This window comes from Gemmobacter denitrificans, from assembly GCF_036964905.1.
Lineage (GTDB): Bacteria > Pseudomonadota > Alphaproteobacteria > Rhodobacterales > Rhodobacteraceae > Gemmobacter > Gemmobacter denitrificans.
Map to the genome: position 1 here is coordinate 1 of NZ_JBALHR010000002.1, position 14,295 is coordinate 14,295.

12 protein-coding genes are annotated in these 14,295 nt (G+C 64.2%); 8 read left to right on the forward strand and 4 right to left on the reverse strand.

All coding sequences use genetic code 11. The annotated features are described in order from the left end of the window. Positions 1 to 172: 172 nt before the first annotated feature. Positions 173 to 2,188: a M3 family metallopeptidase gene (locus V6590_RS03095; RefSeq protein ID WP_335419397.1), complete on the forward strand. Its 2,016-nt coding sequence runs from the start codon at positions 173 to 175 to the stop codon at positions 2,186 to 2,188. Here the strand turns inward: V6590_RS03095 and V6590_RS03100 are convergent. Continuing rightward, positions 2,185 to 3,153, reverse strand: a complete 969-nt coding sequence (locus V6590_RS03100; RefSeq protein WP_335419400.1) for a GlxA family transcriptional regulator — start codon at positions 3,151 to 3,153, stop codon at positions 2,185 to 2,187. The genes V6590_RS03095 and V6590_RS03100 overlap by 4 nt on opposite strands. A 69-nt stretch (positions 3,154 to 3,222) precedes the next feature. On the opposite strand from V6590_RS03100, the gene bcoG reads away from it, so the two are divergent. The 5 genes from bcoG (at position 3,223) to V6590_RS03125 (ending at position 9,831) form a co-directional block, all read left to right on the forward strand. Next, positions 3,223 to 4,137, forward strand: a complete 915-nt coding sequence (gene bcoG, locus V6590_RS03105; RefSeq protein ID WP_335419403.1) for a 3-dehydrocarnitine:acetyl-CoA trimethylamine transferase BcoG — start codon at positions 3,223 to 3,225, stop codon at positions 4,135 to 4,137. 7 nt (positions 4,138 to 4,144) lie between these two features. Then, the gene (locus V6590_RS03110; RefSeq protein ID WP_335419406.1) at positions 4,145 to 5,602 is read left to right on the forward strand and encodes a carnitine 3-dehydrogenase; all 1,458 of its coding nucleotides are present in this window, start codon (positions 4,145 to 4,147) and stop codon (positions 5,600 to 5,602) included. Between the two features lie 4 nt (positions 5,603 to 5,606). Then, a complete protein-coding gene (locus V6590_RS03115; RefSeq protein WP_335419409.1) occupies positions 5,607 to 6,770 on the forward strand; it encodes an acyl-CoA dehydrogenase family protein in 1,164 nt (387 codons plus the stop codon). 270 nt (positions 6,771 to 7,040) lie between these two features. Then, positions 7,041 to 9,026, forward strand: a complete 1,986-nt coding sequence (locus V6590_RS03120) for an acetate--CoA ligase family protein (protein ID WP_335419412.1) — start codon at positions 7,041 to 7,043, stop codon at positions 9,024 to 9,026. Position 9,027: 1 nt separating this feature from the next. After that, positions 9,028 to 9,831 carry a carnitinyl-CoA dehydratase gene (locus tag V6590_RS03125; RefSeq protein WP_335419413.1) on the forward strand — a complete coding sequence of 268 codons (804 nt, stop codon included), beginning with the start codon at positions 9,028 to 9,030 and terminating at the stop codon, positions 9,829 to 9,831. Here the strand turns inward: V6590_RS03125 and V6590_RS03130 are convergent. Further along, positions 9,828 to 10,436, reverse strand: coding sequence for a GntR family transcriptional regulator (locus V6590_RS03130; protein ID WP_335419416.1), 609 nt, complete (start codon positions 10,434 to 10,436; stop codon positions 9,828 to 9,830). The two genes, V6590_RS03125 and V6590_RS03130, sit on opposite strands and share 4 nt — an antisense overlap. Positions 10,437 to 10,493: 57 nt before the next feature. Between V6590_RS03130 and V6590_RS03135 the strand changes: the two genes are divergently transcribed. Together V6590_RS03135 and V6590_RS03140 are read left to right on the forward strand one after the other, a co-directional pair. Continuing rightward, positions 10,494 to 10,958 (forward strand): OsmC family protein, encoded by a 465-nt coding sequence (locus V6590_RS03135; RefSeq protein ID WP_335419418.1) that lies wholly within the window; start codon positions 10,494 to 10,496, stop codon positions 10,956 to 10,958. Between the two features lie 89 nt (positions 10,959 to 11,047). Further along, positions 11,048 to 12,658: a GMC family oxidoreductase gene (locus tag V6590_RS03140; RefSeq protein WP_335419420.1), complete on the forward strand. Its 1,611-nt coding sequence runs from the start codon at positions 11,048 to 11,050 to the stop codon at positions 12,656 to 12,658. Positions 12,659 to 12,660: 2 nt separating this feature from the next. Here the strand turns inward: V6590_RS03140 and V6590_RS03145 are convergent, their stop codons facing one another. Together V6590_RS03145 and V6590_RS03150 are read right to left on the reverse strand one after the other, a co-directional pair. After that, positions 12,661 to 13,287, reverse strand: a complete 627-nt coding sequence (locus V6590_RS03145; protein ID WP_335419423.1) for a flavin reductase family protein — start codon at positions 13,285 to 13,287, stop codon at positions 12,661 to 12,663. Continuing rightward, positions 13,287 to 14,213, reverse strand: a complete 927-nt coding sequence (locus V6590_RS03150; RefSeq protein ID WP_335419426.1) for a carbon-nitrogen hydrolase family protein — start codon at positions 14,211 to 14,213, stop codon at positions 13,287 to 13,289. Before V6590_RS03150 ends, V6590_RS03145 begins: the two co-directional genes overlap by 1 nt. Between the last annotated feature and the right edge of the window lie 82 nt (positions 14,214 to 14,295).

Genomic DNA, 14,295 nt, shown 5'->3' on the forward strand with positions numbered 1-14,295 from the left:
CGCAGGCGTCGTGTCGAAAATCATCGAGTGATGATGTTCTGGTGACCCTCGGGTCATCGGACAGAAAGGCCGCCCCTCGGGGCGGCCTTTTTCATTGCACGGCGGGGGGGCTGGGTTCGGCTCTGGACCTTGCGGTTTCAACTGCTAGGCTGTCACCAAAAGGAGATTGCCGATGACCAATCCGCTGCTGTCGCCCTGGGATACGCCCTTCGCCCTGCCGCCCTTCGCATCCCTGAAGGATGACGATTTCGCCCCTGCTTTTGATGTGGGGCTGGCTGATGCCCGCGCAGCCATTGCTGCCATCGCCGAAAACCCCGACGCGCCCAGTTTTGCCAATACCATCGAGGCGCTGGAACTGGCGGAGGCCACGCTCGACCGCGTTGCGGGTGTGTTCTACAATCTGGCAGGTGCCGACAGCACTGTTGCGCGCGAGGCGCTGATGCGCGATCTGGCCCCGAAGATGAGCGCCTTTTCCTCGGAGGTCACCAACAACAAGGCGCTGTTCGGGCGCATGGAAACGCTCTGGTCCGCGCGCGATACCCTTGGATTGACCCGCGAACAGGCCCGGGTTCTGGAGCTTTACCACCAGATGTTCGTGCGTTCCGGCGCAAGGCTGGACGGGGCCGAGGCCGCGCGTCTAACCGAGGTGAAAAGCCGCCTGGCGGTGCTCGGCACCGAGTTCAGCCAGAATATTCTGACCGAGGAACGCGGCTGGTTCATGGAACTGGCACCCGAGGATCTGGAAGGGCTGCCCGAGTTTCTGCTGGATGCCGCCCGCGCGGCAGGGGCGGAAAAGGGGCTGGGGCCAATCATCACCACCAGCCGTTCGCTCATCGTGCCGTTCTTGCAATTCTCGCCCCGTCGCGCACTGCGCGAAAAGGCCTATGAGGCCTGGGTTGCACGCGGGGCCAATGGCAACGCCCATGACAATCGCGGCGTGGCCGCCGAGATCTTGCGGCTCCGGGCCGAGCGGGCGCAGCTGCTGGGCTATGCCAGCTTTGCCGATTTCAAGCTGGAACCGGAAATGGCGAAAACGCCTGCGGCGGTGCGTGACCTGCTGATGCGGGTTTGGGAGCCTGCGCGGGCCCGGGCCGAGGCGGATGCGGCGATACTCGCGCAGATGCTGGCGGCGGATGGCGTTGCCGGGCCGCTGGAGCCTTGGGACTGGCGCTATTATTCCGAAAAGCGCCGCAAGGCCGAGCATGATCTGGATGAGGCGGCGCTGAAACCCTATCTGGGGTTGGAGGCGATGATCGCGGCCTGTTTCGATTGCGCGCATCGGCTGTTCCGCCTGGATTTCAAGCCCTTGCAGGTGGACCTTTACCACCCGGATGCCCGCGCCTGGGAGGTTTCGCGCGATGGCGAGACCATTGCGGTTTTCATTGGCGATTACTTCGCGCGTAGCTCCAAACGCTCGGGCGCATGGTGTTCGGCGATGCGCAGCCAGCGCAAGCTGGGTGGGCGCGTGGTGCCGATCGTGGTGAATATCTGCAATTTCGCCAAGGGTGAGCCGAACCTCTTGTCCTATGACGATGCGCGCACGCTGTTCCACGAATTCGGCCATGCGCTGCACCAGATGCTGTCGGATGTGACTTATGGTTTCATCAGCGGTACTTCGGTGGCGCGCGATTTCGTGGAACTGCCCAGCCAGTTGTATGAGCATTGGCTGGAAGTGCCAGAGGTGCTGGAGACCCATGCCCGGCATTGGCAGACCGGCGCGCCGATGCCTGCAGAGATGCTGCAGCGGCTGCTGGCGGCGGGCACCTATGATCAGGGCTTTGCCACGGTGGAGTTTGTCGCCTCGGCGTTGGTCGATCTGGCCTTCCATGAAGGCCCGGCCCCTGCCGATCCGATGCAGAAACAGGCCGAAGTGCTGGAGGCGCTTGGCATGCCGCGCGCCATTCGCATGCGCCATGCCACCCCACATTTTGCGCATGTCTTTTCGGGCGACGGCTATTCCTCGGGATATTACAGCTACATGTGGTCCGAGGTGATGGATGCCGATGCCTTTGCCGCCTTCGAGGAGACGGGCAATCCGTTTGACCCCGAAACGGCGGCGCGGCTGGAACGGTTCATCCTGTCGGCGGGCGGATCACGCCCGGCGGAGGAGTTGTATCTGGAGTTCCGGGGCCGGATGCCGGGTGTGGAGGCGCTGCTGAAAGGGCGCGGGCTCTTGGACGCGGCCTAAGCGCGGCGCAGGGCGGAGGGGGGCTGGCCAAACTCCGCTCGGAAGGCCCGGCTGAGGGTCGAGGCGCTGGAAAAGCCGCAACGCAGGGCAATCTCGGCCAGCGGGTGGCGGGTGTCTGTCAGCATCCGCCGCGCGGCTTGCAGCCGCAGCATCAGGGCATAGGCCCCCGGCGTGACCCCCAGATTGGCGCGAAACAATTGCTCGAGCCGCCGGGGCGACAGTTTCAGGGCAGCGGCTGTGGCGGCAGTGGGTTCCGGCGCATCCAGCCGCGCCTCCATCCGGGCGATGGCCTGCGCCACACGAGTGTCAAGCCGCGGGTCAGGGCGGGTGGCGGTGATCTGCGGTTCGGCCGCCGGGCGGGGGGTTGTGACGAAACTCGCCGCCACCTGATGCGCCAGCGCCGCGCCTTGGCGGCTGGCGATCAGATGCAGCATGAGATCGGTGGCGGGCGCGGCCCCCCCGGCGGTGAAAAACCGCCCCGACAGGGTGAAACGGTCGGGCACCACATCAATATCCGGGTGGCTGGCAGCGAAATCTTCCAGATCTTCCCAATGCACCGTGGCGCGCTGGCCCGCCAGCAGACCGGCGCGGGCCAGCACCCAGCCCCCGGCATCAATGCCGCCAAGCGCGCGAAAGCGCGGGGCGAGCCGGCGCAGATCGCGCAAAAGCGGTTTGGTTGCGACCTCTGATTGCCGATAGCCTGCAATCACGATCAGCACATCGGCCCCATCGGCGGTGGCAAGCGGGCCGGAAGAAGGCAGCTCGATCCCGCAGGTCAGCGGCACAGGCGCGCCCACCGGCGTGACCACCCGCCACCGATAGGCCTCGCGCCCCAGATGGCGGTTGGCGGCGCGCAGCGGGTCCAGCGTGGCGGCCACTTCGAGGATGGAGGCATGCGGCAACACCAACAGGGCGAGGCGCAGCGCCTGCTGCGATGCGGCGAAGATAGTTGCGTTCTGTGCCATGCAGCTTTCGTAAATCGCAACGCCAAGCCACGCAAGCCCGCTAATCTGACCGCAACGAAGGAGATGCCGATGCCGCTTGCCATGAACCGTGAAGTCTTCATCACCTGCGCCGTGACCGGCTCGGGCGGGACGCAGGACAAAAGCCCCCATGTGCCGCGCAGCCCGGCGCAGATCGCCGAAAGCGCGATTGCAGCGGCCAAGGCGGGGGCGGCGGTGGTGCATTGCCATGTGCGCGATCCCGAAACCGGCAAGCCCGCGCGCGATCCTGCGCTGTATCGCGAACTGACCGAGCGCATCCGCGACTCGGCGGTGGATGTGGTGCTGAACCTGACGGCGGGCATGGGCGGCGATCTGCTGTTTGATGGGACGGAAACCATGAACCGCATGTCGCCCCGCAGCGATATGGCGGGCGCGGCCGAACGGGTGGCGCATGTGGTGGAATGCCGCCCCGAAATCTGCACGCTGGATTGCGGCACGATGAACTTTGCCGAGGCCGATTATGTGATGGTGAACACGCCCGGCATGCTGCGCGACATGGCCAAGCGCATGGTGGACAGCGGCGTGCGGATTGAAATCGAGGCCTTTGATACCGGCCATCTGTGGTTTGCCAAACAACTGGCGGCAGAAGGCATCATTCCCGATCCGGTGCTGGTGCAGCTGTGCATGGGCGTGCCGTGGGGCGCGCCGGATGACCTGAACACCTTCATGGCCATGGTGAACAATGTTCCAAGCCATTGGCATTGGAGCGCGTTTTCGATTGGCCGCCACCAGATGCCCTATGTGGCGGCCTCTGTGCTGGCGGGTGGCAATGTGCGGGTGGGGTTGGAGGACAACCTGTGGCTCGACAAGGGCGTGCTGGCGACCAATGCGCAGCTGGTGGAGCGTGCGGTGTCGATCATCTCCAATCTGGGCGCGCGGGTGCTGACCCCCGCCGAAGTGCGGGCCAAGCTGAAGCTGGAAAAACGCGCGCCGCTGGCGAAGTGAGGACAAGATGACCAGAAAAGCGGCGATTATTGGCGGTGGCGTCATCGGCGGCGGTTGGGCGGCGCGGTTCCTGCTGAATGGCTGGGATGTGGCGGTGTTCGACCCCGATCCGCAGGCCGAGCGCAAGATTGGCGAGGTGCTGGCCAATGCGCGCGCGGCGCTTCCGGCGCTGTCGGATGTGCCGATGCCCGCCGAGGGGCGCTTGAGCTTTGCGGGCACCATCACTGAGGCGGTGGAGGGCGCGCAGTACATTCAGGAAAGCGTCAGCGAGCGACTGGAGCTGAAGCACCGCGTCTTCGCGCAGATCCAGCAGGTGGCGCCGGGCGTGTTGATCGGGTCTTCGACCAGCGGTTTCAAACCCTCGCAATTGCAGGAAAATGCCGCCGATCCGGGCAACATTTTCGTGGCCCATCCGTTCAACCCGGTTTACCTGCTGCCCCTGGCCGAGGTGGTGCCCAGCCCGGCCAATCCGCCGCAAGCCATTGAGCAGGCGAAGGAAATCCTGCGCGAGATCGGCATGTTCCCGCTGCATATCCGCAAGGAGATTGATGCCCATATCGCGGATCGCTTCCTGGAAGCGGTGTGGCGCGAGGCGCTGTGGCTGGTCAAGGACGGCATCGCCACGACCGAGGAGATCGACGAAGCGATCCGCATGGGCTTTGGCCTGCGGTGGGGCCAGATGGGCCTGTTTGAAACCTACCGCGTGGCGGGCGGCGAGGCGGGCATGAAGCATTTCATGGCGCAATTCGGCCCCTGCCTGCAATGGCCCTGGACCAAGCTGACCGATGTGCCCGAATTCAACGACGAGTTGGTCGATCTGATCGCGGGCCAGTCGGATGCGCAATCGGGGGCCTATACGATCCGCGAGCTGGAGCGCATCCGCGACAGCAATCTGATCGGCTTCATGCGGGCCTTGAAGGATCGCAACTGGGGCGCGGGCCGCGTGCTGCGCGAACATGACGAACGCCGCCGCGCGGCCTTCCATGACGGCGAGGCGACTGGCGCACCCCTGGTGATGGCGCAGATGCAGGTGCTGTCCGGCTGGATCGACTATAACGGCCATATGACCGAAAGCCGCTATCTGTTCGCGGCCTCGGAAACCTCGGATGCGTTTCTGCGGCTGATCGGCTCGGATATGGATTATGTCGCGAGCGGCTTCAGCTATTACACGGCGGAAAGCCATATCATGCATTTGGGCGAGGCCAAGCTGGGCGACCGGCTGACCGGCACCTTGCAGGTCTTGGCTGCGGATGAGAAGCGGCTGCACATCTTCATTCGGATCATGAAGGGTGAGGAGGCCGTGGCCACCATCGAACAGATGCTTTTGCATGTGGATATGAAGGCCGGGCGCACGGTGGCGGCGGGTCCGCATGTGCTGGATCGGCTGATACCGATTGCGCGCGCCCATCAGGCGCTGCCGCGCCCCGAGGCGGCCGGGCGCTTCACCGGACAGCGGAAAGGTTAAGCCTATGTTCTTTGGCATGACAGACGAGCAGAAGATGATCGTCGAAACCACCCGCGCCTTTGTGGAGGCGGAGCTTTATCCGCATGAGGCCGAGGTGGAGCGCACGGGCCATCTGCGCCCCGATCTGATCCGCGAGATTCAGCAAAAAGCCATGGCGGCGGGGCTTTATGCAGCCAATATGCCCGAAGAGGTGGGCGGCGCGGGGCTCGATACGCTGAGCTGGCTCTTGTATGAGCGCGAGCTGGGCCGGGCCAATTATGCGCTGCACTGGACCTGCGTGGCGCGGCCCTCGAATATCCTGCTCGCGGGCACACCGGAGCAGCGCGAGAAATATCTGTTTCCCTGCATCCGCGGCGAAAAATGGGATTGCCTTGCCATGACCGAACCGGGCGCCGGGTCGGACCTGCGCGGCATGACGGCCAGCGCGCGGCGCGAGGGCGGCGATTGGGTGCTGAACGGCACCAAACATTTCATCTCTCACGCTGATCTGGCCGATTTCGCCATCGTCTTCATGGCCAGCGGCGAGGAAGATACGCCACGCGGCAAGAAAAAGCTCATCACGGCCTTCTTCGTGGACAAGGGCACGCCGGGCTATACGGTGCGCGAAGGCTATCGCAATGTCAGCCATCGCGGCTACACCAATTGCGTGCTGGAATTCGACAATTGTCGCCTGCCCGACAGTGCCGTGCTGGGCGAGCTGCACAAGGGGTTTGAGGTGGCGAATACCTGGCTGGGCGCCACCCGGCTGCAAGTCGCCTCTACCTGTCTTGGCCGCGCCGACCGGGCCTTGCAGCATGCGATCATCTATGCGTCGGAGCGCAAGCAGTTCGGCCAGCAGATCGGCAAGTTTCAAGGCGTCAGCTTCAAGCTGGCCGATATGGCGATGGAACTGAAAGCGGCGGAGCTCTTGACCTGGGAAGCAGGCTGGAAGTTCGACCAAGGCACGGTGACCGAGGCCGATATGAGCATGGCCAAGCTGAAGGCGACCGAAGTGCTGGCCATGGTGGCGGATGAGGCGATCCAGATCCATGGCGGCATGGGGCTGATGGACGATCTGCCGCTGGAACGCATCTGGCGCGATGCCCGCGTGGAGCGGATCTGGGAAGGCACGTCAGAGATCCAGCGCCACATCATCTCGCGCGAGCTGTTGCGTGCGGTCGGCGGTTGAGCCGCAGCAAGGGGGGCTGTCTGCCCCCCACGGCCCTGTCGGGCCTCCCCCCGAGGATATTTTTGAACAGATGAATAACGCAATGTTAACCGAATCCCTCAACTCTGTGACTGCGGAACAGGCGGGGACGCCGATGGCCGCAACAGGTGAAGATTCCCTGCCTCCTTGGCTGGAGGCAGGGCGTCAGTTCGCCTCTTTCATCTGTTTGCAAATATCCCGGGGGGCCGGGGGCAGCGCCCCCGGGGCTTGCCGCATGGCGGAGGGGGGGGCATGAAGGACCTCTCCCGCCTGCTGCGCCCGCGCTCCATCGCCGTTCTTGGGGCCGGATGGGCCGAGAACGTCATCGAACAATGTCAGAAGATGGGGTTTGATCGCCCGATCTGGCCGGTGCATCCCAAGCGCGAGACAGTGGGGGGGCTGAAGGCCTATGCCTCCTTGGCCGATCTGCCGGCGGCCCCGGATGCAACCTTTATCGGGGTCAACCGCTTTGCCACGGTCGAGGTTGTGGCCGAGCTGAACCGGTTGGGGGCAGGTGGTGCCATTTGCTTCGCATCTGGCTGGACCGAGGCGGGTGAACCCGAGTTGCAGCAAAAGCTGGTGGCGGCCGCTGGCGACATGCCGATCCTCGGGCCAAACTGCTATGGCGTCATCAATTATCTGGACGGGGCCTTGCTGTGGCCCGATCAGCATGGTGGTGTACCCGTGACGAGCGGCGTGGCGCTGGTCAGTCAATCGTCGAACATCGTCATCAACATGACCATGCAGCAACGTGGCTTGCCGATGGCCTATGTGGCCTGTCTGGGCAATGCTGCGGTCGTAGGGCTGGCCGATCTGGCCGGTGCCCTGATCGATGATCCGCGGGTCACGGCGCTTGGCATGTATGTCGAGGGTATTGACGATGCCCCGGCCTTTGCGGCGCTGGCCGAACGGGCGCGCAATCTGGGCAAGGGCGTCGTGGTCATCAAATCGGGCAAGACCGAATTGTCGCGCAGCGCGGCTGCCAGCCATACGGCCAGCCTTGCCGGCGGCGGCGCGGCCTCAAGTGCATTCTTGCGCCAGATCGGTGTGGCCGAGGTCAATTCGCCGGCCGAATTGCTGGAAACCCTGAAGATTTTCCATCTGCACGGGCCACAGATCGGCACTCGGATTTGCAGTGTTTCCTGTTCAGGGGGCGAGGCGGGCTTGGCGGCTGATCTGGGGGCTGCCTGCGGGATTGCGTTCCCGCCTGTGCCGCAGGCCACGCATGACCGGCTGTTCAATGTTCTGGGGCCGATCCCCACGATTTCCAACCCCTTGGATTATCACACGTTCATCTGGGGGGATGGGCCAAAGACCACCGAAGTTTTCAGCGCGATGCTGGAACCCTATGATGCGGGCATTTTCGTGATCGACAGCCCGCGCCCGGATCGCTGCGATCCGTCTTCGTTCCAGCCTGCGTTTGATGCCATCGTGGCGGCACAGAAGGCTACCGGCAAGATCGCCTTTCCGGTGTCGCTGATTGCCGAGAACATCGGCGAGGACCGGATGGCTGCCATGCGGGCCCAAGGGGTTTGTGCCCTGCTTGGGCTGGAAACCGCCATGGTGGCCATCAAGGCTGCGCAGACCCTGCCGGGCGAGGCGGGCTGGCGTCCTGCGCGGGCGCTGCCACCGCGCGACAGCCATCTTCTGTCCGAGGCCGAAGGCAAGGCCTTGCTGGCCGCAGCCGGTGTTGCGGTGCCGAAATCGGTGGCCGCGCCAACGCTGGCAGGGCTGGACAGTACTGGCCTGACGGCGCCCTTCGCGTTGAAGGGGCTGGGTTTTGCCCACAAGACCGAGGCGGGCGCGGTGCGTCTGGGCCTGATGTCGCTGGACGGCCAGGCCGAAATGCCGGGCGCCACCGGCTATCTGCTGGAGGAAATGGTTACGGGTGCAGTGGCCGAAATCCTGCTGGGGCTGCGGCGTGACCCGGTTTATGGCGTGACGCTGACACTGGGCATGGGCGGCGTGACGGCCGAAGTACTGGCCGATACGGTGACCCTGGTGCTGCCGGTGAGTGAGGCGCAGGTGCTGCAGGCGCTGCGCCGCCTGCGGCTTTGGCCGCTGCTGGATGGGTATCGCGGCAGGCCGCGGGCCGATATGGCGGCGGTCGCGCAGATCGCGGTCGCGCTTGGCGGGCAGATGCTGGCCGATGACAGCCTGGAAGAAATTGAAATCAACCCGATCCTCGTGCGGACGCAAGGTGCCGTTGCGGTGGATGCGCTGATCCGGAATGTGTGACATGTCCGACATGCAGATGCGAACCGAAGGCCCGATCAAGACCCGCCGCGAAGGCGCCATTCTTGAGGTCACGCTGGATGCGCCCAAGGCCAATGCGATCAGTCTGGCCACCAGCCGGATCATGGGGCTGACCTTTCGCGACTTCCGCGATGATGACAGTCTGCGCGTCTGCATCATCCGGGCTGCGGGAGAGAAGTTCTTTTGCCCCGGCTGGGATCTTAAGGCCGCAGCCGAAGGCGACGCGGTCGATGGCGATTACGGTGTCGGCGGTTTTGCCGGCCTGCAGGAATTGCCCAATCTGAACAAACCGGTGATTGCGGCCGTGCAGGGCATCTGCTGTGGCGGCGGGCTGGAATTCGCGCTGTCGGCCGATCTGATCCTGTGTTCGACCAATGCCACATTTGCCTTGCCGGAAATCCGGTCGGGCACGGTGGCCGATGCCGCCAGTATCAAACTGCCCAAGCGCATCCCCTATCACGTTGCGATGGATCTGTTGCTGACCGGGCGCTGGTTCGATGCCGAAGAGGCGCATCGCTGGGGGATCGTGAAAGAGGTCTGCGCGCCCGAGGACCTGCTGGCCAAGGCCTGGGATCTGGCGCGGCTGCTCGAAAGCGGTCCGCCTCTGGTCTATGCCGCGATCAAGGAAGTGGTGCGCGAGGCCGAGAACATGCGTTTTCAGGATGCCTTGAACCGCATTACCAAGCGGCAGATGCCAACGGTGGACCGGCTGTATTCCAGCGAGGATCAGTTGGAAGGGGCGCGGGCCTTTGCCGAAAAGCGCGATCCGGTCTGGAAGGGCCGCTAACCCATCTGGGGCAGCAGATGGTCGCGTGCGGCCAGGATATGCCGTGCGAGCAGGGCGGCGGCGACGCTGCCCTTGCCTTGCCGCCAGCAGTCAAAAATCCCCTGATGATCAGCAAGCCATTGATCTGTCTTGCTGATCAGCCGGTCATACCGGTGGGTATGGACAGCGCAGGTATCGCGCAGTTCGGCGATCATGGCCATCTGGCGCGGGCGTCCTGCCGGGGCATAGAGGGCGGCATGAAAGGCCGCATCGCCCTGCCGCCAACCGGGGCGACCCGCATCAAGGTCTGATTTGCGCAGGGCGGTTTCGGCGGCGGCATGGGCGTCAGCATCGGCCGACTGGGCCGCACGCACCAGCAGATCGCATTCGAGCAAGACCCGCAGGTCAAATACCTCGGTCAGTTCGGCAGGGCTGAGCGCGATGACGCGCGCACCCTTGCCCGGGATCAGGGTCACCAGCCGATCGGCCGCCAGACGCTGCAGGGCATCACGCACCGGGATGCGGCTGGTGCCGTGGCGAGTGGCAAGTTCGGTCTGCAGCAGCACGGTTCCGGCAGGCAGGGCGCCTGACAGGATATCTTCGCGCAGGGTATCGGCCAAAGTCATGTTGCGGTTCCTGATGCTAATGTATACATGTATACATGAATCAGGCAGGGGGTGGCAATGCCGCATGAGTATTCAAGCCAGGTGATCTGGACCGGGAACCGGGGCGAAGGTACGACGCATTACCGGGCCTATGACCGGACATGGGACATTGCGGTGCCGGGCAAGCCGGTGATCCATTGCTCAAACGATCCGCTTTTGGGGGGTGATCCGACCAGGATGAACCCCGAGGATCTGCTGCTGAGCGCGCTCGCCGCCTGTCACATGCTTTGGTATCTGCATTATGCCAGCGATGACGGCATTGTGGTGACGGGCTATTGCGACAGCCCGATGGGCGAGGGCGAAGTGGGGCGGGGTGGGGCTGGGCGCTTTGTGAAGGCGATCCTGCGCCCCCATATCACCGTTGCGCCGGGCACTGACCTTGTGGCAGCCGAGGCGATCCATCATCGGATTGCCGAGGTTTGCTTCATTGCCCGGTCAGTGAATTTTCCGGTGGAGCACGCACCGAGCTTCGCCTTTGGATAAGGAATTTGCGACATCTGCTGTCGCGCCGATGCAAGGTCCTTGCCACGACAGCCGCTAGTCTGGCCTGCGACACAGCAGGGACGGCCGCCATGGAAGACAGCGACTATATCATCGTGGGGGGCGGTTCAGCGGGCTGCGTGCTGGCCAACCGTCTGACGGAAAACGGCAAGTTCCGGGTCACGCTGATCGAGGCGGGCGGCAGCGATGCCCGGTTCTATGTGCATCTGCCGCTGGGCTATGGCAAACTGTTCTATGACCCGGCGGTGAACTGGCTGTACCGGACCGAGCCCGATTCCGGTCTGGCCGGGCAGCGCGATCACTGGCCGCGCGGCAAGCTGCTGGGGGGCTCGTCGTCGATCAATGCCATGGTCTGGATCCGTGGGCATCGCGCCGATTATGACGAATGGGGCCAGCAGGCCCCCGGCTGGGGCTGGGACGAAGTCCTGCGCGCCTATCGCGCGCTGGAGGATAACGAGGCCGGAGAAGACGCATATCGCGGTCAGGGCGGGCCCTTGTTCATTTCGGCCAATCGCAAGGGGTTGCATCCGCTGGTGCAGGATTATCTGGCGGCCTGCGCCGAGGCGGGGTTGCCCGAAAACCCCGATTTCAATGGTGCGCAGCAGGAAGGTGCTGGCATCTACCAGATGACGATCAAGGGCGCGCGGCGCAACTCCACCGCGCGGGCATTTCTGCGCCCGGCGATGCGGCGGCCCAATCTGCGTGTGATCACAAAGGCCCAGGCGACCCGGGTGATCTTTGACGGTCGCCGCGCGGTGGGGGTTGAGATTGATCGCAATGGCCAGCGTGAAGTGCTGCGGGCAAGGGCCGAGGTGATCCTGTCCGGCGGTGCGATCAATTCGCCGCAACTGCTGCAATTGTCGGGGATCGGGCCGGGCAAGCTGCTGCAATCTCTGAACATTCCGGTTTTGCATGACAATCCGAATGTGGGCGATCACCTGAATGATCATCAGGGGATCAACTATACCTTCCGCATGAAAGTGCCGACCTACAATGACGAGCTACGCCCCTGGTGGGGCAAGCTGCGCGCCGGGATGCAGTATTTTCTGGGTGGCAATGGGCCACTGGCAAAATCCATCAACCATGCCGGCGGGTTCTTCCGCACCAGCCCGGATGAGCCGCGCCCCAATATGCAGCTGTATATGCAGGCTTTTTCCACCTTGCTGCCGCGCGAAGGCGAAAGGCCCATCCTGACGCCCGATCCTTTCCCGGGCCTGTCGATCGGGCTGTCGAATTGCAGGCCTACCTCGCGGGGGCATATCCGCATCGCCAGTGCCGATCCGCTGGCGGCACCCGCGATCACCGCGAATGCCTTTTCCACCGATCACGATGTGCGGGAAATGCTGCTGGCGGTGAAGTTCGTTCGCCATATCGCGGCACAACCAGCCATGGCGCGGCTGATCGCCGAGGAATTGCGCCCCGGTCCCGCCGTGCATACCGATGCGGCCCTGATCGACGATTTCCGCAAGCGCAGCGGCACGGTCTATCACCCGTCCTGCACCTGCCGGATGGGCGCAGACCCGGCCACATCGGTGCTGGATGCCGATTGCCGGGTGCGCGGGGTTGAGGGGCTGCGGGTGATCGATGCCTCCAGCTTCCCCAACCTGATCGCGGGCAATACCAATGCCCCGGCGATCCTGATGGGCTGGTTGGGGGCAGAGCGGATGCTCAAGGGGGTTTGAGTTCAGGGACGTTTGAACGTGGCCCAGCTGGGCCGGACCAGATCAAAGGTATCCTGTGTGCGGATATAGGTTGCGCCGAAACCGCGCCCGACAAGGTTCAGCGCGGGCGTATCGACATGGCCGCGCGCCGCGTCCTTTACGAAGGCATCGGCAATGTGGATGGCCAGCACCCGGCCCACCACCATCGCCTGATGCGGGCCGGTGACCAGGGTCGCGTGGTTCACGCATTCAAAGCTGACCGGGCTTTCGGCAATACGCGGCGGCTTGACATGGGTGGCCGCAGCCGGGGTCAGACCAGCCAGTTCCAACTCGTCCACCCCTGCCGGGGCATCGACGGCCGTGACATTCATCTGCGGGGCCAGCGATTCCGGCACCAGATTGACCACGAATTCGCCGGTATCCAGAATGTTGCGCGCGCTGTCCTTGAAGCCCCGCTGCGCATCGCCCAGGATGCCAAGTGCGACAACTGGGGGTTCGGTCCCCATCACGTTGAAAAAGCTGTAGGGTGCAGCGTTCACCTGGCCCGCGCGATCCAGCGTTGTCACCCAGCCGATGGGGCGGGGCACCACGGTGGCGGCCATCAGCTTGTAGGCGATGGCCGTGTCAATCCGGTCAAGGTCGAAGCGCATCAATCCACCTGTGTGACAGGGCGTTTGGGACGGGTGTCCACAGTAAGCTGGAACACGTCAGGCCGGGCGTAATGCCCGGTTGCGTCAAAGTCAAATCTGGCGCGCAGGATTTCATCGGGGTCAAGATCGGCGTATAGAATGGTTTCGCCGGTGAAATCGGGGCCTGCCAGCACGCTGCCCAGCGGGCCGATGATGGCCGATCCGCCACGCATCATCACCTGATCCGGGTCATCGCCCAGGGCGCTTTCATGATCAGGGCCATAGGCGGCGCGGGTGATGTGCTGGCAGGCCGTCAGGACAAAGCAGCGCCCCTCCAGCGCGATATGGCGCATGCTGGGCAGCCATGTGTCCCGGTCATCGGCAGTGGGGGCGCAATAGAGCGTCACCCCCTGATGATACATGTGCAGCCGCAAGGCCGGCATATAGTTTTCCCAGCAGATTACCGCACCGATGGTGCCGAATTCGGTCTGGAACACTGGCAGGGTAGAGCCGTCGCCAAAGCCCCAGATCAGGCGTTCGCCCGCCGTGGGCATCAGCTTGCGATGCTTGCCAACCAGGCCCCGCGCGCCATCGACATAGGCCACGGTGCAATAGAGCGTCGCGCCATCGCGTTCGATCACGCCGATCACCGCGAAGATGCCGGTTTCGGCGCAGGCCTCGGCGATCAGCGCAAGTTCGGGCCCCGACATGTCAATGGCCGCGGCGTGATAGCGGGCAAAGGCCGCGCGGCCTTCGGGTTTGCGCATGCCGATGGGGGCCCCGAAACTCGCCCCCTTGGGATAGCCTCCCAGATAGGCCTCGGGGAAGACGATCAGCCGCGCCCCGCGGCCCGCCGCCTCGCGGATGGCGGCTGCGGCCTTTTCGGCAGAGTGCAGCGCCGAAAGCGGATCAGAGGCAAGCTGGGCGACAGCGACAGTCAGCGTCATGGTTCGGTTCCCTTTGACGAAGGCGGGAGGCTTTCCGCCCCCCGGACTTCTGGAGGATATTTGGGCCAAGGCAAAAGGCGCA